This window comes from Streptomyces hokutonensis (assembly GCF_000376565.1).
Taxonomy (GTDB): Bacteria; Actinomycetota; Actinomycetes; order Streptomycetales; family Streptomycetaceae; genus Streptomyces; species Streptomyces hokutonensis.
Genome location: NZ_BARG01000092.1, coordinates 1 through 20,700, shown reverse-complemented (window position 1 = coordinate 20,700; position 20,700 = coordinate 1). Strand labels below are relative to the sequence as shown.

Below are 20,700 nucleotides of genomic sequence, written 5' to 3'. Positions count from 1 at the left end.
TGCACTCGGTGCAATTCAATGATTGGCTTGACTCCCGATCGACCCGATCGAAAAGGCAAGAAGGCGAGAAGGGCGGGAGAACCGTGCGGGACTACCAGAGCGTCGCCGACGCCGTGGCCGGGGAGATCAGGTCCGGCGCCCTCCGTCCCGGTGACCGGCTCCCCCCGCAGCGCGAGTTCGCCCGGCGGCACGGCATCGCCAACTCCACCGCCACGCGCGTGTACCGGGAACTGGCCCGCCGGGGCCTGACGGTGGGCGAGGTGGGCCGCGGCACCTTCGTCCGCGCGCTGTCCGCCGACCCGGCCGGCTCGGCCCCCGCGCTCACCGAACCCGCCGACGGCCGCCGCGTCGACCTGGAGCTCAACTACCCGGTCGTACCCGAGCAGAACGCGCTCCTCGCCGAGGGCCTGGGCAGTCTCCTACGGCCCGACGCCCTCGGGGACGCCCTGCGGCCGGTCGGCACTTCCGGCTTCCCGGCCGCCCGGGAGTCCGCCGCCGACACGCTCGCCCGCGGCGGCTGGCGCCCGGACCCGGCACGGATCCTCTTCGCGGGCAACGGACGGCAGGCGATCGCGGCCGCCGTCACCGCGCTCGTACCGCCGGGTGCCCGGCTCGGCGTCGAGGAGCTGACGTACCCCGTCGTCAAGGCCGTCGCCACCCGCCTCGGCATCACCCTCGTCCCGCTGGCCATGGACGACGCCGGACTCGTCCCGGAGGCCGTGCAAGAGGCGCACGCCACTACCCCACTGCACGCCGTCTACGTCCAGCCGAGGCTGCACAACCCGCTCTCGCTCACGATGCCCGCAGAGCGCGTCGAGCGCCTGGCCGAAGTACTGCTCGCGCTCGGGATCCCCGCGATCGAGGACACCATCTGGGCCTTCCTCCGCGACGAACTGCCGCCCCTCGCCGCGTACGCCCCCGAGCTGACGGTCCTGATCGACAGCCTGTCCAAGCGCGTCGCCCCCGGTCTGACCCTCGGATTCGCGGTAGCACCCGGCGCCCTGGCGGGCGGGATCGTCGCCGCCCTGCGGTCCGGCGGCTGCACCCCGGGCCGGTTCGCCCTGGAGGTGGCCCACCGCTGGCAGCAGGACGGCACGGTGAAGACGCTGGTGGCGGCCAAACAGAAGGAAGCGGCCGTACGACAGGGGATCGCGGCCCGGCAGCTCGCGGGGTTCGCCGTGCGGAGCGATCCCCGCTCCTTCCACTGCTGGTGGCGACTGCCCCGCCCGTGGCGTGCGGACACCTTCGTCGCGGCGGCCGCGCGGCACGGCATCGGGGTGGTCCCGGCCGCCGCGTTCACGGTCGGCCCCCACCACTCCCCCAACGCCGTCCGTCTCGGCCTCGCCACCCCCACCCCGGAGACCCTCTCCCGGGCCCTCGCCACCCTCGCGGAACTCGCCCGCTCCACACCGGAGGACCTCGTCACCGACTGACGTGGGGTCGTTGCCTAAGGTGGGTCGCCGTGGACCTCGGAGCAGTACGTACCTTCGTCGCGGTCGCGGAAGCGGGCCAGTTCCAGAAAGCCGCCGCGGACCTGTCGATCAGCCAGCAGGCCGTCTCCAAACGCGTGGCCGCGCTGGAACGCGCCCTCGGCGTACGGCTGTTCACGCGTGCCCCGCGCGGCGCCGAACTCACCATCGACGGGCAGGCGTTCCTGCCCCACGCGCGCGAGCTGCTGCGCGTCGCGGAGCGCGCGAGCGCGTCCGTGCGCCCCGGCCGCCGTCCGCTGCGCGTCGACGTGATCGCCTCACGCGTCGCGCCATCGGCCCTGATGCGCGACTTCCACCGGGCGCACCCCGAGATCGACCTCGACGTGGTCATGCTGTCCGACGTCGCTACGGCCGTCGCCGCCATCCGGTCCGGCGCGATCGACGCGTCCTTCCGCGCGGTCGCCATGCCGGGCCGCCCGCTCCCCGAGGACATCGAGTCCGTCCGCGTGCTCGACGAACCGCACCAGCTCCTCACCGGCCCCGCCCACGCCCTGGCGGACGCCCCCTCGGTGACCCTCGCCGAACTCACCGGACACCGGATCTGGATGCCCGGCCTCACCCCTGGAACCGAGTGGACCGCCTACTACGACGCTCTCGTAGCCGAGTTCGGCCTCACGATCGAGGCGACCGGCCCCAACTTCGGCTCCGACGCCCTCCTCGACACCATCGCCGACACCCCGGCCCTCGCAACCTTCACCACCGCACGAACCCGCCTCGTCTGGCCCCCCGACCACGACCTCCGCCGCATCCCGGTAACCAACCCGACCCCCGTATACCCCCACTCCCTCCTCTGGCACCACGCCAACCCCCACCCGGCCCTGGCCGCCCTCCGCACCCACCTCGCCACGACGCCGGCCGACCGGGAGGCCGCCGGGACCTGGACACCCGGCTGGGTAACTCCGCGCTGACCCGGGCACGCCCCACCGAACACCACACACGCCCACAACGCCGGAAAACCCTGCCCCGGCGGCCCCCGCTCCACCCGACAATCCGTCCAACAAGCCCGCGACACCCCCAGCGCTGCCCACCCTCCGCACCCACCTCACCACCACGACGACCGACCAGGACACCGCCGGGACCTGGACACAGGGCTGGGTGACACCGCACTGACCCGGGCACGCCCACACGCCGAAAAGTCCGCCCCGACGCACTCCGCTCCACCCAGCATCCGTCCAACAAGCCCGCGACACCCCCAGCACTGCCCACCCTCCGCACCCACCTCACCACCACGACAACCGGCCAGGACACCACCGGCACCTGGACACCCGGCTGGGTAACTCCGCGCCGACCCGGGCACGCCCCACCGAACACCACACACACCCACAACGCCGGAAAACCCTGCCCCGGCGGACCCCGCTCCACCCAGCATCCGTCTAACAAGACCCCGACAACCCCTGGCCGGCACCGGCCACCCTCGACCTGCACTCACTCCCGCACCGGCCGAACTACGGCCACCGGGATCCAGACATCGGACCGAGCAACTCCCGCGCTGTCCCGGGCGCGCCCCACCCGCGATCACACGTCCACCACGCCGGAAAGTCTGCCCCCGCTTCTGCCCCTACGGACTCCCCGCCACCCGCCCCCCGTCCGGTAAGAGGGAAGAGCACCCGCCGAACAGAGGGGAACCGCGCATGCGCATCCAGGGAGAGAACCACTCCGGCGCCGATCGAGCCCACGGACGCCCCGCGCCCCGGCAGGCCCCCGCCCTCCCTCCCCTCGCCGCGCTCCAACAGGCCGCCGGAAACGCCGCGGTGACCCTCGCGATCCAGCGGGCACGGGGCGAGGAGCACGCCGTAGGGCCGGAAAGTACGGGGACCGAGGCAGCGGCGGTGCCGGTGCAGCGGCGGTCGTCCGTTCCGGATGCCGTTGGCTCGCCCGGGCGTCCCCTGGAATCGCGGATCCTTCAGCGTGCCGAGCAGGCGTACGGCATGGGCTTCGGGCATGTACGTGTGCACAGCGGGCCGGTCGCCCGGCGATCGGCCGAGGAGCTCGGTGCACTCGCCTACACCACCGGGTCCCACATCGTGCTCGGCGGCGGCCGGGTCGACGACGAGGTGATGTACGAGGAGGTCGACCATGTCAGGCAGCAGGCTCTGGGGCCCGTGCCCGGCACCCTCAACGGCACGGGCGAGAAGGTCTCCCACCCGGACGACCCGTTCGAGCGGAGTGCCGGCGCCAACGGCCGGAAGCTTGCCCGGGGCGCCGCCCCCGACCTCGCCCTGCCCGGAGCCGCCGTAGCGGCGGGGGCGGTGCAGCGCAGCGCGGACGGCGAGATGCCCGTGCAGCGGGCGGACAGGCCAGGGCCCGCGACGGCGGCCGAGCCCTCTCCCCCGCCCGCCGCCTCGCCCCCGGCCACCGCCCGGCTCGCGCAGCTGATCGTCGGGGAGGGCAAGGCGTTCGGGAACAAAGACGTACGGGACGTCATCCACAAGCGGGTGCGCAGTGGGCCGAGTTTCTCGGAGGAGGAGCTTCAGGCGATCGGGGCGGCGGAGGCCGAGGACCCCAAGTGGCTGAAGACCGTGGGGATCTGCACCCATGCCGAGGCGCTGGCGTACCTCAAGGCGGGTGACTTCCGCAGCTGGCTGAAGCAGCCGGAGGGCATGCGGCTGCTCGTGGCCACCCTGCGCTGGCAGCAGAGCGTCGAGGAGCGCGGCGAGGGGAAGGACCCGGACAAGCCCACCCGCTCCGACTACCAGCTCGGCCGCCATATGGCCATGCACGCCGATGCCACCCCGCAGGAGGAGAAGGACCGGCTCACCGGGGAGCGGGACGAGCAGATCTTCCAGACCTTCGTCAACACGATGCTCCCGCCCGGTATCAGCGACGCCGTACCGGACGCCCGCAAGCACCGGGACCGGGTCGAGCGCGGTACCGAGGTGCTGACGAAGATCTTCCTGATCCTGAGGGAGCTGCTGGAGGTCTACAACCCGGACGCGGGCGTCCACGAGGACTTCAAGGGCGACATCGCCCACGCCCTGGCCTACGGAGGACGCGTCAACATCCGTGTCCCGCAGCTCGCCGACGGCCAGCACGGCTACGAGCTGCCCCAGTGGCTGCACATCACCAAGGAGAACCGCAAGCCCTGGGAGCCCAGGTCGACGCCCGAGGAGCCGGTGTACCGGCGGGCGTTCGCTACGCATCACATGAAGATCGGCGACAACAGCGCGGACGGCACGCGGGGCGACTTCGTGGAGAAGGGCGAGATCGGCGCGACCTTGCGGAACTGGGGCGACCCCCACAGCCACCTCTACGGCCTGCCGATGGCCCTCGGCGGCCTGGGGAACACCGACTACCACGGCGACACCATCCTGCCGAACGAGTCGTACGGGCACATGTTCATGGGGTACAAGCCGCCCACCCACAAGCGGGACGGGGCGTTGCAGGTCGGCATCGAGACCGCGGGGCCCGGGGGAAAGACTCCCGACGGCTACAAGCACGGCCTGACGAGCAGCGAGAAGAACAGCAACCCGGTGAGCCAGGTCGGCGGGCACAAGGACGACAAGCTCGGCGGCAAGGCTCCCCTCGAAAAGAACCAGCGCCTCGTCGATCTCACGAGGTTCGGCGACTGGATGCAGCGGCTGAAGACCCTGGAGAAGGACTGGAAGTCCGAGCTGGCCGGGGCGAAGACGGACGAGGAGCAGGCGGCCCTGTACCGGGACCTGATCCGCAGGCCGGGCGGCGCGTAGATCCGGCCCCGCCTGTGACGGAGTACGGTGGCAGTACCGAGCGCACCTCGCACGCCGTCAGCCGTTTCGGCGTCGCCCTCGGGGAACGGCAAGGCCGGAACGTCTACGTGTCCGGCCGGAATCGAGCCGCCCCACATGAGTCTGATGAGTCTCGGAGTACTCGCCTCCTCCCGCAAGGAGAACGAGTTCCGTCTGCCCCTGCACCCCAGCCACCTCGAACGGATCGCCCCGGATCTCCGGGAGCGGATCTACCTCGAGGAGGGCTACGGCGAACGGTTCGGCGTCGCCGACGACGCGCTGCGACCACTCGTGGCGGGACTGCGCTCCCGTGAGCGACTGGTCGCCGAGTGCGACGTCATGCTGCTGCCCAAGCCCATGCACGACGACCTCGCCGAGCTGCGCGAGGGCCAGGTGCTGTGGGGCTGGCCGCACTGTGTGCAGGACGAGAAGATGACACAGATCGGCATCGACCGCCGGCTGACCCTGATCGCCTGGGAGGCCATGAACCACTGGACCTCGACGGGCGCCTTCAGCGTCCATGTGTTCCACAAGAACAACGAGCTGGCCGGCTACTGCTCGGTCCTGCACGCCCTCCAGCTGGGCGGGCTGACCGGCAGCTACGGCCGCCGGCTGCGGGCCTGCGTGATCAGCTTCGGCGCCACGGCGCGCGGCGCGGTCACCGGCCTGGGCGCGATGGGCGTCTCCGACGTCACGGTGCTCACTCAGCGGGCCGCCGCCGCGGTGGCCTCGCCGATGCCGTCGGTCGTGATGGGCCACTTCCAGGAGCGGGAGGACGATCCCTCGCGCCTGGAGGCCGTCACCGGGCTCGGGCCGGTGCCGCTCGGGCAGTACCTCGCCGGGTTCGACATCGTCGTCAACTGCGTGCTCCAGGACACCGACGCGCCGCTGATGTTCGTCAACGACGAGGAACTCGCCCTGTTCCGGCCGGGGACCTTCTTCATCGACGTGGCCTGCGACGAGGGCATGGGCTTCGCGTGGGCCCGCCCGAGCGGCTTCGGGGACCCGATGGCCACGGTCGGGAACGGCTGCCACTACTACGCGGTGGACCACAGCCCCTCCCACCTCTGGAACTCCGCCACCTGGGAGATCAGCGAGGCGCTCCTGCCGTATCTGCGCAAGGTCATGAGCGGGCCCACGGCGTGGGACGACGACGTCACGGTCCGCAAGGCCATCGAGATCCGGGACGGAGTCGTCCAGAACCCGAAGATCCTCTCCTTCCAGCACCGTTCGGCCGCCTACCCGCACGCGGGGGTCTAGTCGCGGTTGACGCCGGCGGCCACCGCGTGGCCGATGAAGAGGTAGATCAGGGCCGGCAGGCCGTAGTTGACCACCGTGCGCCAGTCGGCCGAGTGGATGGTGAACAGGTTGTGCGACCAGCCGGAGAGCCAGTTGGCCGCGTGGTGGACCCAGTCGACCGTGCTGTTCGCGGTGTTGGCGTCGAACAGGTAGAGGCCGATCCACAGGACCAGGATCAGTGCAGCAATGTCTGCGATGACGGAGATGACCGTCCCCGCGGGGCTTCCGCCGTAGCGTGTGGACATGTTCAACGGGTGGCCGGGAAAGCCGGGTTGAAACCTTTCGGCACCAAGCGGCGTCAGCGGCGGGCCAGTTGGCGTTCGCCGCCGGCGCCGGGGCTGTAGGGCAGGCCGTAGTGCTTGAAGATCGCTTCCTCCTGGTCGGCGGGCAGCACGTCGTCGGTGCCGATCGAAGGGGCCTGTTTCACCAGCGCCTTGGGGTAGTCGACCTTGACGTAGTCCGGCCCGAGGATCGCTTCGTCCAGGGGGACGAAGGTGAGCCGGTGCCGTGTGGGCAGTCCGGTGCGGACCGTGGCCATGGCCGGCTCGTCGGTACGGGTGTTCACGTACACGGCCTCCAGCACACCGATCTTGTGGGACTCCGCGTCCACGACATCGCGCTCGCGCCACTCCCGGACATCCGCTGCGTGCAGCATGGTTCCCACTCCTTCTGTACGTTCCCCGTGGTCCGGGTACCCGCGATGGGACCCGTCATGGCTCCCGGTTGCCTCCGTCGCGTTGATCGGTAACGTGAGGCGATCAACCGGCACTCGGCACTCGGGGGAAAGATGACCATCGATTCCGCACTCGTCGGCCGGCTGCTCGCCGCGCAGTTCCCGCAGTGGGCCGAGCTGCCGCTGACTTTGGTGGAGCAGGGCGGTTCGGACCACGTCATCCACCGGCTCGGCGAGACCATGTCCGTACGGCTGCCGCGCAGCGACTGGGCGGACGGGGAAGCCACCAAGCAGCACACCTGGCTCCGGCAGCTGGCCCCGCGTCTGCCACTGCCCGTCCCGGAACCGCTGGGGCTCGGCACACCGGGCTGCGGTTACGAGTGGCACTGGTCCGTCACCCGCTGGCTGGACGGATCCACGGCGAGCGTCGAAGACCTCGCCGACCCTGACCTGACTGCCCGTCAACTCGCCGAATTCCTGCGGGCGTTGTACGAGATCCCGCCCGCCGGGGAGCTGGTCCCGGGCGCGCATCCCGAGCTGGTCCGCGCCCCGCTGGCCGACCGCGACGAGGCGACCCGGGCGGCGATAGCGGCGGTGGCCGGGGTGTTCGACGCCGCCGCGATGACCGAGGTCTGGGAGAACGCGCTGTGCGCCCCCGCGTGGGACCGCCAACCGGTCTGGTGCCACGGGGACTTCCACACGGGCAACCTGCTCACCGTCGACGGCCGGCTCTCCGCCGTCATCGACTTCGGCGGCGTGGGCATGGGCGATCCGGCCTGCGACCTGGTCATCGCCTACACCCTGCTGTCGGCCACCACCCGCCCGGTCTTCCGTTCCGCCCTCGGCCTGGACGACGCCACCTGGACCCGCGGCATGGGCTGGGCCCTGGCCACCGGCCTGAACGCCTACACGAGCTACGCGGCGACCGAACCCCGCGTCGCCCGCGCGACCACCCGCCAGCTCACCGAGGTCCTCACCGAACACACCGCGTCCTAGGCTTTTCAGCCGAAGGCCGGCAGCACCTCCCGCTCGAACAACCGCAGACTCGACCACGCCGACTCCATCGGCATGCCCCCGCACAGCGGATGGAACTGGGTGAACGGCCTTGGCGCGGCCTTCAGTTCACGTACGAACGTCTCGGGCGTCAGCACCCGGTACTGCTCGCCGCGCCGCAGCTCCGCCATACCGTCCGCCGTACGGAAGGGCGCCGCCACGTCGTCCTGGGCCTGCCAGACCCCGTAGGCATTGGTCTCGTGCAGGAAGTACGGCGCCATCTGCTCCCAGCCCGCGTCGGGTTCCTCGGCGAGGGCGACCACCCGGTTCGGCCCGATCGGGCTGGGCCCGGGGTCGGGCCGCCCCAACTTGCCCACCTCGTCCCGGTAGTGCTCCCACACCTCGGGCATGGAGGGCACGAACCCGTCGGCGATCCGCGCCGCCCGCCGCGCCGCCGGTTCACTGCTGCCGCCCAGCAGCACGGCCGGCCCGCCCGGCCGGTACGGCGCCGGCGTGACCCGCACCGTGCGCCCCCGATAGCTGAACGGCTCCCCGCTGAACGCCGACTTGAGGGTGCTCACCACCTCGGTGACCCGCCTGGCCCGGTCGTTCATCGGCACACCGAACATCGCGAACTCCTCGCGCACATAGCCACCCGCGACGATCAGATCAACGCGCCCCCGGCTGATGTTGTCAAGCACCACCAACTCCTCGGCGAGCCGCAGCGGATCGTGGAACGGCGCGATCAACGCCGCGACCAGGAACCGGACTTGCTCCGTGCGCGCGGCCATCGCCGCGAGCATCTGAACCGGGCTGGGCAGATAACCGTCCGGCGAACCATGGTGCTCGGACACGGTGATCCGCGTACACCCGAGCCCGTCGGCCCACTCGGCCATGTCCAGGGCCGCCGCGTACCGGTCCGCCATGGACGTACCGGCCGACTCGGGGTTGCGGAAGTCGAAGCGAAGCGCGAACTCCAGGCCAGGACGACTCATGCCGCGAGAATATGATTCTCGTGAATCAGAATGCAATACGCCCACCACGACAACATCCTTCTCTCCAGCCACCGGTCCACCCCACCGAAACCCCTTCTACTGTGGGCAGTTCAAGCACCAGGGGGTGGACGTCGTGGCAGCAGGACCCGAGGGCGCCGAGGTCGTGGCGGCGGTACAGCGCGTGTTCCGGGACGGGTTGCTGAGCGGGAAGTCCGCGTTCGTACCGGAGTGGGAGGCGTGGACCGAGCCGACGGCCGCCGATCTGCGCGCCCGTTTCGTGGACCACCCGGACGAGTCGTCGGACACGTTCCTGGTCAAGCTGCGCCGCCAGCTCGACGGCGCGCCGGACGAGACGATCGCGCTGACGGCCGAGCTGCTGTACGTGAACATGGCGCCGCTGGTGCCCGAGCAGATAGGGCTGGCCAAGAAGCGGGAGATCATCGGCGGGGTGCTGTCCTGGGCCGACCGTCCGGTGTCGGTCCCGGCGGAACTGGAGAGCGGTCTCGGCGGGTTCATCAACGGCGGTCAGGGCTTCCTGAACTACCGCTGGGCGCAGTTCCAGATCCTGGTCCTGCTGGTGGAACGCCTCGCCGGACTGCCCTTCCTGGAACGGGAGTTGATCCTCGGCGACCCATGGCGGTTCCGCGCCGAGTGCTTCGCGATCCAGGAGGCGGAGGGGCACAAGAAGGGGCGCGCGCAGATCCACATCCTGCTGTATCTGCTCTTCCCGGACGCGTTCCAGCCCATCGCCAGCGTCCATCACAAGCAGGAGATCCTCCAGGCCTTCGCCGCCGACCTGCCCGAACCGACCGGCGACCAGGACCGCGATCTGCTCACCCTGAGCCACGCCCTGGAGACCCGCTCAGGGGCGCCGGTCGACTTCTACGCCGAGCCCTGGCAGGGGAGTTGGCGGCAACGCGCGGCCGAGCACGCGCAACGCGGCTGGCTGGTGCGCGGATACAACGTGGACGGCGCCAACTTCGTACCGGCCTGGCTCGACCGGGGCTACTGCTCCCTCTCCTGGCGGGACGTCCCGGAGATCCCCGCCGACGCCCCCAAGCCGCAGGTGCAGCGGGCGGTCACGGAGGCGATGCCGGACGCCAGCGCGCAGCTTCGCGGCCAGGCGACGTACCAACTCCACGCGTTCCTCTCGGTGATGAAACCCGGTGACGTGATCGCCACGGTCACCCCGCACGAGGTCCACGTCGGCACCCTCCAGGGCCCGCCGACGTACGACTCCTCCGACGGGCCCGACAACGCCCGCCGCCGCACGGTGCGTTGGGCCACGACCGGCCGGCCCCTGGAGCGGGCGCGGCTGCCGGAGGCGGTGCAGGCCCAGCTGACCCGGCCGCCGGCGGTCTACGACATCAGCAGCGTCGCCGCCGAACTCGCCGAGCAGGCCGGTCTGGAGAACGAGGTGGCGGAGAAGCTGATCGAGGCCGACGTCACCAAGCCGCTCGAACTCCCCTCCGTCACCGAGGAGTTGGCCACGCAGCTGCTGATGCCGCTGGACTGGTTGCGGGAGACGGCCGAACTGCTCCAGGAACAGCGCCAGTTGGTCTTCCACGGCCCGCCCGGCACCGGGAAGACCTATCTCGCCCGCGCGCTGGCCCGGCATCTCGCCGGCCCCGACCGGGTGGAGCTCGTACAGTTCCACCCCTCCTACACGTACGAGGACTTCTTCGAGGGGTTCCGTCCGGGCAAGGGCGAGAACGGCTCGGTCGTCTTCGACCTGCAACCGGGCCCGCTGAAGCTGCTCGCCGAGCGGGCCCGCCAGGATCCGTCGAACCCGTACGTCCTGGTCGTCGACGAGATCAACCGGGCCAACCTCGCGAAGGTCTTCGGCGAGCTGTATTTCCTGCTGGAGTACCGCGAGGAGCCGGTGACCACGCAGTACAGCCCGCTCGACCCCTTCCATCTGCCGGGCAACCTCCTCGTCATCGGCACCATGAACACCGCCGACCGCTCCATCGCGCTCGTGGACGCGGCGATGCGCCGCCGCTTCGCGTTCCGCCGGCTCTCGCCCGAACTACCGCCGGTGCGCGGGCTGTTGGAGCGCTGGCTGCGCGCCCGAGGCCTGCCCGACACGGCGGCCCGGCTGCTGGACGCGCTCAACTCCCGGCTGGGCGACGCGGACCGGGCGATCGGGCCGTCGTATCTGATGAAGCCGTCCGCGGCCCGCCGCGAGGGCCTCGACCTCATCTGGCGCACCCAGATCCTGCCCCTCCTGGAGGACCAGCTCTACGGCACCGGCGTCGACGTCGAGGAGGAGTACGGCCTCGCCACGCTGCTGGAGGAGCGGTGAGCGCCGAGCCCCTCCGCCTCACCGTCGACGAGTCCGGCGACACCGTGGTGTGCGAGCTGACCGGCGACCAGCTCGCCGCGCTGCTCGCCGCGCCCGGCCTGGTGCGGCTGAGCCCGGCCGCCGGCGGACGATGGCGACTGGCCGGCAACCAGAAGGCGGGCCTGGTGCGGCTGCGCACCCCTTCCGGAGCCACGGTCCAGCTCCGGCTGCGCCCCAAACTCCCGGTCCGCAACCTGCTGTTCCTGCTCAGTCACTCCCCCACCGACCCCTGGCTGCACGAGACCGTCGAGGCCGCCGAGGCGGACGACCTGCTGCCCGCCCTCGCCGACCTCCTCGCCCGCGTCACCCGCCGCACGCTGGACTCCGGTGTGCTGCACGGCTACCGCACGGTCGAGGAGGAACTGCCCCTGATCCGGGGCCGCATCCGCACGGCGGACCAACTGCGCCGCGTCGGCCTCCCCCTCCCGGTCGCCGTCCGCTACGACGACCACACCCCGGACATCGCCGAGAACCGCATCCTGCTGGCGGCCCTGCACCGCGCCGCCCGCCTGCCCGAACTCCCCCCGCGCACCGGCCAAGCCCTGCGCCACCTCGCCCACCACCTCGACGGCGTCCACCTGCTGCCGCCCGGCGCGCCCCTCCCCCGCTGGACCCCGAACCGCCTCAACTCCCGCTACGCACCGGCCCTCCGGCTCGCGGAACTCCTGCTGGCCGGCCGGTCGCTCGACCCGGACGAGGGCAAACTCCCCACCACGGCTGACGGGTTCGTACTCGACATGCCGGCCGTCTTCGAACAGTTCCTCACCGCGGCGCTCACCGCCGCCCTGGCCCGCCGGGGCGTCCGCTGCGCGGCCCAAGAGCAGCACCACCGCCTCGACCGGGCAGGACAGGTCCGGCTGCGCCCCGACCTCGTCCTGTACCGGGCGGGCCGCACCGTCTCCGTCGTCGACGCGAAGTACGCCGCCCGGCACTCCCCCGCGCCGCCCACCGAACATCTCTACCAACTGCTCGGCTACTGCGTCGCGTTGGGCCTCCCGCACGGCCACCTCGTCTACGCGGCGACGAGCCGGGACGGCTCGAGTGAGCACGTCATCCGCCGCGTCGGCATCACCGTCACGGCCCACGCCCTGGACCTCGGCCGGCCGCCCGCCCAACTCCTCGCCGCCGTCTCCGACCTGGCCGACCGGATCACGGCCGTAGCGACGCCGGACGTTGCGGAAGCCGATGTTCCTCCAGGGGCTACCCGGGAGTAACCGCTTCGCTCTACGCTGCTGCCGCCACCAAGGCTCCAACTAGGCCGCAGTGAAGGGGACTTGACCCATGAAGGCGATAAGACGGCTGGCGGCACTGCTCGCCGGGACAGCCCTGCTGCTGACGGGGGCGGTCGGCAACGCCCACGCGGCGGCGCCGAAGTTCTCGGAGACGACGACGATCGGCACGCACAACGCGTACGAGAAGGACAAGTACACGTACTGGGCGCAGGCGTTGGACTCCGGGGCCTCGCTGCTCGAACTGGACGTCTACGTCGACAGCCTGAGCAAGCGGTGGCGGGTCAGCCACAGCGACCTGTTCTCCAACGACAACAACTGCGAGTACGCGAGCACCCCGGCCGACCTGTACAGCAAGGACCGCAACCAGGATCTCGGCAGCTGCCTGGACAACATGGCCGCCTGGAACACCCTGCACCCGGACCACGCGCCCATCATCGTCAAGGTCGAGATGAAGGTGGGCTTCAACCAGACCATCGGTCTCGGCCCGACGGCGTTCGACACCCTGGTCTCGCAGAAGCTCGGCAGCAGCGTCTACAAGCCGTCCGACCTGCTCGGCTCCTCGTACTCCACGCTCGACGCGGCCGCCAGGGCGAACGCGTGGCCCTCCCGTGACGACCTCAAGGGCAAGTTCATCTTCGAACTGATCCCGGGCACGGTCGAGCAGGCCAACCCCTTCGACCACTACTGGACCGACCAGGAGTACGGCGACCATCTCCGCGACCTGTACGCGGCCGGCACGATCTCCCAGGCGCAGGCCTTCCCGGCCGTACTCGGCGCGGCGAACGGCGATCCGCGATCGACCCGTTGGACCTCGGACACCTCGATCCGCCCCTGGTTCGTCTTCTTCGACGGGGACGCTGCGACGTACGTCAACAACGGCTACGACACGTCGTTCTACTCCACGAACCACTACATCCTGATCATGACGGACGCGTACGCGGTGGCTCCGGCGATCTCGTCAACCGCCCCCACGGACGCGGAAGTAGCCGCCAAATTGGCACTCCTGGCCGCCGATCACGCAAGTGTGATCACCTCTGACTGGTCGGCGAAATCCGCCTCGGTCCTGTCGTCGGTGGCCACCAGAAGCTGAGGTTCCGGATGCCGGGGACAGGGCACAAGTCCCCCTATGTTGCATGGCATCGACGTAAGCGCGTACCAGTCCACGGCGTACAGCACGACCGGCTCCTCCTTCGTCTTCATCAAGGCGACGGAGGGCCGCTCGTACGTCAACCCGAGACTCACCGCCCAGACGAAGACGGGCCGTGACGCGGGACTGGTCGTCGGCTTCTACCACTTCCTCTGGCCCGGCGACATCACGGCCCAGGCGGAGTACTTCGTGAGCAAGGCCCCCGAAAAAGCAGGCGACTTGCTCGCCGTCGACTGGGAAACGACCGGCGACGGCACCCACGCCTCCAACGCGGAGAAGGACAGCTTCATCCGCAAGGTGAAGGCACTGCGGCCGGACAACCGGGTGGTCCTCTACTGCAACCGCAGCTTCTGGCTGACCGTCGACAAGACCTCCTACGCGGGCGACGGCCTCTGGATCGCGGACTACACGACGGCGGGCAAGCCCCGCATCGAGGCCGACTGGAAGTTCCACCAGTACACGTCCGATCCGCACGACAAGGACGTGGCCGACTTCGCGAGCAAGGCGGCACTCCAGTCGTGGGCCAAGAGCGCCTGAGACTCACTCGGCCCGGCGGCGGATCCCGGCCAGCAGGCGGCGCACACCGGCCGCGTGGCCGCCGCTGCCGATGACGAGAAGGCGGTAGGCGGCGCCGGCCGGACCCGGGAACACCGCCCGGGTCTCGGCCCGCAACCGGGTTCGCCCCGGGGCGAGTTCGTCGAGCCGGAAGACGAACGCGTAGGCCGAGAACCGGTGGGAGCCGCGCAGGACCAACTCCCCGCCCGGAACCGCGCCGACCACCCGGAAGCCGGGAAACGCCGAGCCCACCGCCAACGGTCGCGGCCCTGCGACCGCACGGTCGGCGCACCCCACCAGCCGCGCGTAACGGGCCGCCCCCGAGCGGGAGTACGTGCGGTCCAGCGTCTCGGTCAGGGCGCGCCAGACCTCGTCGACGCCCGCCGCGACCACCGTCGCGTGCTCGTCGACACGAGGCAGGGCATCGACCTCCACCAGGGCCTCCCTCGGGCTCCGCGCCGCGGTCCGGCAACAACCGTAGAGGACAAGGGGAGTTGTCAGCCCCTGAAGTCCCCGGTCCGCTCCGGCGAAGCCTCCGCCAGACCCTTCGTGATCGCGTCCGCGCCCTCGCGCAGCCCGTACACCGGCGTCCCCGGCTGCTGGCGCCAGGACTCGTCGAGGGTGCCCGCGTCGACCGTGTCGAAGCCGAGGTCGTCGATCAGGGCCCTGACCACGCGCTTCGCGGCCTCGTCGTCGCCTGCGACCGGGAGTGCGAGGCGGTCGGGGGCGCCGGCGGGGCGGTGCCGGTCCAGGATGTCCTGGGCGTAGGTGCCGTTGAAGGCCTTGATGACGGTGTGGCCGATCTGCTCCGCCGTCCAGCGGCTCTCGGTGAGGCCGTCGTCGAGGATGGCGGCGATCCGGCCGTCGCGGCCGGGGTAGTAGTTGCCGGTGTCGATGACGGCGACGTTCTCCGCCGCGTCGTCGAACAAGCCCTTCGGCAGGTTCGGTACGGCCTTCAGCGGGACGGTGACCACGACGACCTCGGCCCCGCGGGCCGCCTCCGCCACCGGTACGGGTGTCGCGCCCGTCTCCTCGGCCAGTGCGGTGAGCGTCTGCGGGCCGCGCGAGTTGGCGACGGAGACGTCGTGTCCGAGTGCGGTGAGCCGCCGGGTGAGGTTGCCGCCGATGTGTCCCGCGCCGATGATGCCGATCTTCATGACAGACCCTTCGCCGATCCGGAATCCATGCACGCGCATGCGTTCTGGGGGCGAGAACCCCGGCCGCCCGCCCGCTATTCCGGCCCGCCGCCGTCCGGGTGACCGGGCAGGACAGCCGGGGACCGGATACCGAGCCACTGCTCGGCGTCCCAGGCCTCGAACCGCTCCACCTCCACGAACCCCAGCTTCGCCGCGAGCCGCATCGAGCGGGCGTTGGCGGTCTGGGTGGTGAGCGTCACCGGCTCGCCCGGAAGCACGCCGTCGAGCCAGTCGAGCGCCGCCGCGCACGCCTCGGCCGCGTATCCGAATCCCCACGCCCGTGGCAGGAACAGATAGCCGAGGTCGGCCTTCCCCACGGCGGCCGGCCGGCTGTTCCCCGTCGCTGTCGTCCGCCTGAGCAGGAGGTGCCCGATCATCACGCCGTCGAGCTCGACGACGAAGGCACCCGGCCACTGGGCGGGGATCGCGGGCACCTCCCGCTCCAGCTCGGCCCGCGGCCGGGCACCGCCGAGATAGGTGTGCGCCTCGGACGAGGCGAGCAGCTCGACGAACACCGCCCGGTCCCGCGCTTCGGACTCACGGAGCAGCAGCCTCTCGGTCCTGATCGGCTCGGGCGGCCAGGGCACGCTTCCCAGATCTTCCATCGGCGCACGCTAACAGGCGCAACGAAAGGGGCGCCCGTCCACCGAAGGACGGGCGCCCCTTCTGCTCGGGTCACTCCCGGGTCACTTGTTCAGGTGGGCCCAGAACTCGTCGAACGACAGGACCTTGTCCCCGTTGAGGTCCCGCGTCTTGATGATGGCCTCGGCGACCGCCTCGGTCACGTTCCAGTCGCCTCCCTGTGCCAGGGCGGTCTTGAACTCGGCCGCGGTGATGAAGCCGTCACCGTCCGTGTCGATCCGCTGGAAATGCTTGCGTGCTTCCTCGATGTCCGCCACCGGATCCGCCCCTTCGTAACGCTTTACTGCCTGTTGACGGAGGCCAGATTAACCGGCCACCCGCGCACGCAGTGCGGCGACCACCCACGCGAACTCCTCCCGGTGCGCTCCGGCGTGCCCGCGGCCCTTCACCGTGGACAGCAACTCCCGGTACCGGGCGAGCCGGTCGTTGGCCACCGACTCCATCCGTTCGAGCACGACGGCCGGGTCGCCGCCGTCCCCCAGCACCTCCCGTACGATCTCCGCCGCCTCCGGCGACTCGGGGGCGATGCCCTGCTGGAGCGCCTCCCCGCCCAGCTGCACCAGGCGCATGGGGAACCAGGTGGCACGCCCGGGTGCGACGCTGCGGGCCTGGTCCCCCGCGTTGAACTCCATGACATTCCGCATCTGCGCCCGGAACTCCGGATCCTGCACCATCTCCGCCAACTCCACCCAGGCGTCGACCTGTTCGGGGGTCGGGTCGTCCGGCAGGTCCACCGCGATGGTGCGCATCCGCTCCTCGATGGACGGATCCACGGAGTCGAGGCCGTGGAAGAGCTCCTCCACGAACTCCTCCATGATCCGCCTGCGTTCGGCTGCCGACAGCCGTGCCAGCTTGTTCATGAGCGTCATCTCCTCTGCGGTCGAGCCGCGTCGCGCCACGGTCGACAGCACCGCCCTGGTCACCCGCAGCGCACGGATCTGCGCGTCCAGCGCCACCACATGGGCGGCGGCCACCTCCGCGACCGTCGTCTCGCCCGCCAGCACCTTGCGTACGTCGTCCAGGCCGAGGCCCAACTCCCGCAGGGTGCGGATCAGTTCGAGGCGGGCGGCGCACTCGGCGTCGTAGAGCCGATAGCCGCCCGTCGAGCGGGTCACGGGGGTCAGGACGCCCTCGTCCGACCAGTAGCGGATGGTGCGCACGGTCAGTCCGGTGGCCCTGGCCAGCTCCCCGATGGTGAGCAGTGCGGTGCCGTCGTCGATCATGTCGTGAGTGTGGGCCTTCCAGTGGGTGGAGACTCAAGGAGTGCGAGGAGCACCGTGATGGAGACTCTCCGGGACATTCTCGACGCGGCGGCGCGGGGTGTCTTCCCGCCGCCGGACGGTCGTACGACCGTCGTGCCGCAGGCGTCCGAGCGGGACGCGGGGGTGCTCGCCTTCACCGCGCACGCGGTGGTCTTCACGGACGAGGATCCGCAGTGGGTCCACGACACCCTGGCCGCCGTTCCGTGCGACGCGCTCGCGGCGCCGATGAACCCGCGGTTCCTGGCGGCCCTGCTCGACCGGACGGGCCGTACGGCGGAGAACGTCGACGCGATGCTCGTGGGCACCCCGCTGCCGGGCGAACCGCCGCTCCCGCTGAAGGAGATCATGGACGGCGACCATCCGAGGATCGTGTACGCCCGCGGCCGGCGCGACGACGTGCGCGCGTGGACGACGGAGGGCGGGGTGCTGGTGATGGGGCGCGGGATCGCGGGGCGCCTGGAGGTCTCGGTCGAGATCGAGGAGGGCGTACGGCAACGGGGGCTGGGGCGCGCGCTGGTGGCCGCCGCGCGGCAGCTGGCGGCCGAGCCGCTGTGGGCGCAGGTGGCGCCGGGGAACGCCCGCAGCATGCGGGCGTTCCTGGCGGCGGGCTACCGTCCGGTGGGTGCGGAGGCGCTGCTGCTCGGCGCGTCCTGAGCGTCAGTGCCAGGGCTGGTAGTACGGGTTGCTCTCGCAGTCGCTCATGATCTCGACCTTGGTCTTCTTGTCGACCGGGCAGACGCCGATGATGTACTGCCGCTTGATGCCGCCGGGGAAGGCGACCTCGACCTGGTCGGCCCACTTGTGGGTGTCGCCGATGGTCTTGTTGACGTCGACGCCGCCGGGGGCGTCGATGTAGTAGTTGTAGCCCGACTTGTACCAGGTCTTGTACAGGTCGTGGTCGTAGGTCGTCGAGACGTACGGCGAGGGCTGGTTGACCAGGACGTACTTCTCGATGTCGTACTGCCCGTTGACGGCGTCCTTGGGCAGGAAGCCCTGCTCGAAGACGACCGCCGGGCCGCGGCTGTCGCTGCGGTAGAGCGTGCCGCAGCTGGTGCGCCAGACCGGGTCGGGGGTGATGCGGGAGATGTCCACGCGGTCGTCGGCGGCGGCCATCGCCGGGTCGGCGACCACGGGACAGGCGGGCGCGGCGGCCCGGACCGGCGTGCGGGTGGTGTGGACGGGGGCGGTGGCGGCGGTCGTGGCGAACACGGCCGCGAGGGACAGGACGGCGGCAGCGGTCCGCCGTCGCAGATGCAGGGTGATCATGCCGGGCACGATTCCGGTTCCACGGCGGCGGACTGTGGATCATCACCCGTACGGGGGCGTGTCCAACTGACCGGCGGTCAAAGCGATTTCAGCGGAAGATGCCGGTGTGGCCGAGCGAGTAGCGGCCCGGCTGCGGGTAGACGGCGAGGCCGTGCGGGCCGCCGCCGACCTTGATGCGGGCGAGCTGGGTGCCGGTGCGGGTGTCGATGGCGTAGACCTCGGAGTTGTAGCGGCCGGACAGCCACAGCACCTTGCCGTCGGCCGAGACGCCGCCCATGTCGGGGCTGCCGCCGTTCGGCAGATGCCACTTCTTGGTCAGCCTGTTCTTGGTGAAGTCGAAGATGGAGATGGAGCCTTCGCCGCGGTTGGAGATGTACATCTCGCGCGAGTCCCGGCTGATGTACAGGCCGTGGCAGCCCTTGCCGGTGGGCAGGAAGTCCGGCTTGGCGAAGGTGTCGCCGTTCAGCACCCACATGCCGTTGGCCATCATGTCGGCGATGTAGAAGCGCTTGCCGTCGGGCGAGATCTTGACGTCCTGCGGCATCGAGCCGTGGAACGGCAGCTTCTGCTGCCCGATCACCTTCATCTTCTCGGTGTCGACCTTGAGCAGTTCGCCGCTGAACTCGCAGGAGACGATGAAGTAGCGGCCGTCCGTGGAGAAGTCGGCGTGGTTGACGCCGTAGCAGCTGACCGGGACCGCCTTCACCGTCTTCATGGTGTGCGCGTCCCGGAACACCAGCTGCCGGTCGAGGGAGGCCATCACGATCGCGTACCTGCCGTTGGGCGTGAAGTACAGGTTGTACGGGTCGTGCACGTCGACCGGCTTGCCCGCCCTGCCCGTTCGCGGGTCGATCGGCGTGAGGGTGTTGCCGCGGTCGTTGTTGACCCACAGGGTCTTCAAGTCCCAGGAGGGGACGACGTGTTGGGGCTGGACTCCGACCGGGATGGTCTCGATGACCTTGTACGTCTTCGGGTCGATCACCGAGACCGTGTTGGAGCCGGTGTTGGGGACGTAGACCCGGGACGGGAAGTCCCGGACCACCGGGGAGAGTCGGCCCGGCCGGTCGGCGGCGTAGACGTCGGCGGGGTCGAGCACCGGCGGCATTCCGGGCAACCCCTTTGCCACCTGCGGCTGTTGCTTCTTCTGCTGCTGCGGCTGGAGGGCGGCCTTGGTGCCGAGGGCCTCGTCGGCGTGGTGCTGCGAGCCGCAGCCGGCGAGGGCGGCCAGTGCGGCGAGGGCGGCGCCGGTGACCAGGGCGCGGGTGAGGGGGGTGTGTCGCATCAGCTCAGCAGCTCCGTGGTCGTCACCGCGCGCAGTCCGCGGCGGTCGAGTTCTTGCAGTACGGCGGGGAGCGCGGCGACCGTGCCGGCGTACCCGAAGTGCATGCTCACGACCGAGCCGTCGCGGACCTCGGCGAGCACCTTGCGGGTGACGGCGGGGGCGCCGGGCTCGGTGAAGTCGAGCGAGTCGACGTCGTAGGAGAGCACGTGCGGGTAGCCCACGCGGTGGGCCAGGCGCTGGACGAGGGGGGACGCGGCCGGGGCGCGCGAGGGCCTGAACCAGGTGCCGATCGAGCCGGTCAGCCGCTTGAGGCGGTCGGCGCAGCCGGTGATCTCGGCGAGCGCGTCGGCCTCTGACAGGGTGTTGACGGCGATGTGCCGCTGGGTGTGGTTGCCGAGGTCGTGGCCGCCGTCGAGGATGCGGCGGGCCATCCCGGGGTGGGTGTCGAGCCAGGTGCCGACGGCGAGGACGGTGACGCGGGCGCCGTGCTTCTCCGCCTCGGTGAGGAGGGCGGTGGCGATCTCGGGGTCGCCCTGGCCGTGGAAGGTGAGCGCGATCCGGGGGCGGTCGCGGGGTCCGTGGGTGATCTGCGCGGGCTGCCGGGGGAAGGCGCGCGGGGC

General features: G+C 70.9%; 21 protein-coding genes. 10 read left to right on the top strand and 11 right to left on the bottom strand.

Going from position 1 to position 20,700, the window contains the following annotated elements:
• Positions 1-83 precede the first annotated feature (83 nt).
• From SSP08S_RS46425 to SSP08S_RS46410, 4 genes are all read left to right on the top strand, one after another.
• A complete protein-coding gene (locus SSP08S_RS46425) occupies positions 84-1,433 on the top strand; it encodes an aminotransferase-like domain-containing protein (protein ID WP_019074503.1) in 1,350 nt (449 codons plus the stop codon).
• Positions 1,434-1,462: 29 nt separating this feature from the next.
• The gene (locus SSP08S_RS46420; protein ID WP_019074502.1) at positions 1,463-2,398 is read left to right on the top strand and encodes a LysR family transcriptional regulator; all 936 of its coding nucleotides are present in this window, start codon (positions 1,463-1,465) and stop codon (positions 2,396-2,398) included.
• A 723-nt stretch (positions 2,399-3,121) separates the two neighbouring features.
• Positions 3,122-5,176: an eCIS core domain-containing protein gene (locus tag SSP08S_RS60200; protein ID WP_051106113.1), complete on the top strand. Its 2,055-nt coding sequence runs from the start codon at positions 3,122-3,124 to the stop codon at positions 5,174-5,176.
• Between the two features lie 135 nt (positions 5,177-5,311).
• The gene (locus SSP08S_RS46410) at positions 5,312-6,454 is read left to right on the top strand and encodes a N(5)-(carboxyethyl)ornithine synthase (protein WP_026179413.1); all 1,143 of its coding nucleotides are present in this window, start codon (positions 5,312-5,314) and stop codon (positions 6,452-6,454) included.
• Here SSP08S_RS46410 and SSP08S_RS46405 read toward each other — a convergent pair.
• A complete protein-coding gene (locus tag SSP08S_RS46405) occupies positions 6,451-6,738 on the bottom strand; it encodes a hypothetical protein (RefSeq protein ID WP_019074500.1) in 288 nt (95 codons plus the stop codon). The genes SSP08S_RS46410 and SSP08S_RS46405 overlap by 4 nt on opposite strands.
• Positions 6,739-6,791: 53 nt before the next feature.
• Positions 6,792-7,148 carry a PRC-barrel domain-containing protein gene (locus SSP08S_RS46400; RefSeq protein ID WP_019074499.1) on the bottom strand — a complete coding sequence of 119 codons (357 nt, stop codon included), beginning with the start codon at positions 7,146-7,148 and terminating at the stop codon, positions 6,792-6,794.
• Between the two features lie 132 nt (positions 7,149-7,280).
• Between SSP08S_RS46400 and SSP08S_RS46395 the strand changes: the two genes are divergently transcribed.
• Entirely contained in the window at positions 7,281-8,162 is an 882-nt protein-coding gene (locus SSP08S_RS46395; protein ID WP_019074498.1) for an aminoglycoside phosphotransferase family protein, read from the top strand.
• Positions 8,163-8,167: 5 nt separating this feature from the next.
• Here the strand turns inward: SSP08S_RS46395 and SSP08S_RS46390 are convergent, their stop codons facing one another.
• On the bottom strand, positions 8,168-9,154 hold the full coding sequence (locus tag SSP08S_RS46390; protein WP_019074497.1) for an LLM class flavin-dependent oxidoreductase: 987 nt from the start codon (positions 9,152-9,154) through the stop codon (positions 8,168-8,170).
• 133 nt (positions 9,155-9,287) lie between these two features.
• Between SSP08S_RS46390 and SSP08S_RS46385 the strand changes: the two genes are divergently transcribed.
• The 4 genes from SSP08S_RS46385 to SSP08S_RS46370 all read left to right on the top strand — a co-directional run bounded on the left by SSP08S_RS46385 (position 9,288) and on the right by SSP08S_RS46370 (position 14,414).
• Positions 9,288-11,459, top strand: coding sequence for an McrB family protein (locus tag SSP08S_RS46385; RefSeq protein ID WP_026179411.1), 2,172 nt, complete (start codon positions 9,288-9,290; stop codon positions 11,457-11,459).
• Positions 11,456-12,712, top strand: a complete 1,257-nt coding sequence (locus SSP08S_RS46380; RefSeq protein WP_019074495.1) for an McrC family protein — start codon at positions 11,456-11,458, stop codon at positions 12,710-12,712. Before SSP08S_RS46385 ends, SSP08S_RS46380 begins: the two co-directional genes overlap by 4 nt.
• A gap of 67 nt (positions 12,713-12,779) precedes the next feature.
• The gene (locus tag SSP08S_RS46375; RefSeq protein WP_019074494.1) at positions 12,780-13,820 is read left to right on the top strand and encodes a phosphatidylinositol-specific phospholipase C domain-containing protein; all 1,041 of its coding nucleotides are present in this window, start codon (positions 12,780-12,782) and stop codon (positions 13,818-13,820) included.
• A gap of 36 nt (positions 13,821-13,856) precedes the next feature.
• The gene (locus SSP08S_RS46370) at positions 13,857-14,414 is read left to right on the top strand and encodes a GH25 family lysozyme (protein ID WP_019074493.1); all 558 of its coding nucleotides are present in this window, start codon (positions 13,857-13,859) and stop codon (positions 14,412-14,414) included.
• A 3-nt stretch (positions 14,415-14,417) separates the two neighbouring features.
• Here the strand turns inward: SSP08S_RS46370 and SSP08S_RS46365 are convergent, their stop codons facing one another.
• The 5 genes from SSP08S_RS46365 to SSP08S_RS46345 form a co-directional block, all read right to left on the bottom strand.
• Positions 14,418-14,867, bottom strand: coding sequence for a hypothetical protein (locus tag SSP08S_RS46365; protein ID WP_019074492.1), 450 nt, complete (start codon positions 14,865-14,867; stop codon positions 14,418-14,420).
• A gap of 62 nt (positions 14,868-14,929) precedes the next feature.
• Positions 14,930-15,589: an NADPH-dependent F420 reductase gene (locus SSP08S_RS46360; RefSeq protein ID WP_019074491.1), complete on the bottom strand. Its 660-nt coding sequence runs from the start codon at positions 15,587-15,589 to the stop codon at positions 14,930-14,932.
• 74 nt (positions 15,590-15,663) lie between these two features.
• Positions 15,664-16,233 (bottom strand): GNAT family N-acetyltransferase, encoded by a 570-nt coding sequence (locus SSP08S_RS57345; RefSeq protein ID WP_043260300.1) that lies wholly within the window; start codon positions 16,231-16,233, stop codon positions 15,664-15,666.
• Between the two features lie 81 nt (positions 16,234-16,314).
• Positions 16,315-16,527: an EF-hand domain-containing protein gene (locus SSP08S_RS46350; RefSeq protein ID WP_019074489.1), complete on the bottom strand. Its 213-nt coding sequence runs from the start codon at positions 16,525-16,527 to the stop codon at positions 16,315-16,317.
• 48 nt (positions 16,528-16,575) lie between these two features.
• Positions 16,576-17,493: a MerR family transcriptional regulator gene (locus SSP08S_RS46345; RefSeq protein ID WP_019074488.1), complete on the bottom strand. Its 918-nt coding sequence runs from the start codon at positions 17,491-17,493 to the stop codon at positions 16,576-16,578.
• A gap of 57 nt (positions 17,494-17,550) precedes the next feature.
• Here SSP08S_RS46345 and SSP08S_RS46340 point away from each other — a divergent pair, with 57 nt between their 5' ends.
• Positions 17,551-18,186, top strand: coding sequence for a GNAT family N-acetyltransferase (locus tag SSP08S_RS46340; RefSeq protein ID WP_019074487.1), 636 nt, complete (start codon positions 17,551-17,553; stop codon positions 18,184-18,186).
• Positions 18,187-18,189: 3 nt separating this feature from the next.
• Here SSP08S_RS46340 and SSP08S_RS46335 read toward each other — a convergent pair whose 3' ends face one another.
• The 3 genes from SSP08S_RS46335 to SSP08S_RS46325 form a co-directional block, all read right to left on the bottom strand.
• Positions 18,190-18,798 (bottom strand): ADP-ribosyltransferase, encoded by a 609-nt coding sequence (locus tag SSP08S_RS46335; RefSeq protein WP_019074486.1) that lies wholly within the window; start codon positions 18,796-18,798, stop codon positions 18,190-18,192.
• Positions 18,799-18,886: 88 nt separating this feature from the next.
• Positions 18,887-20,080, bottom strand: coding sequence for a YncE family protein (locus SSP08S_RS46330; RefSeq protein WP_019074485.1), 1,194 nt, complete (start codon positions 20,078-20,080; stop codon positions 18,887-18,889).
• A partial coding sequence (locus SSP08S_RS46325; protein ID WP_019074484.1) for a polysaccharide deacetylase family protein occupies positions 20,080-20,700 on the bottom strand: 621 nt, incomplete at its 5' end. The genes SSP08S_RS46330 and SSP08S_RS46325, both read right to left, overlap by 1 nt.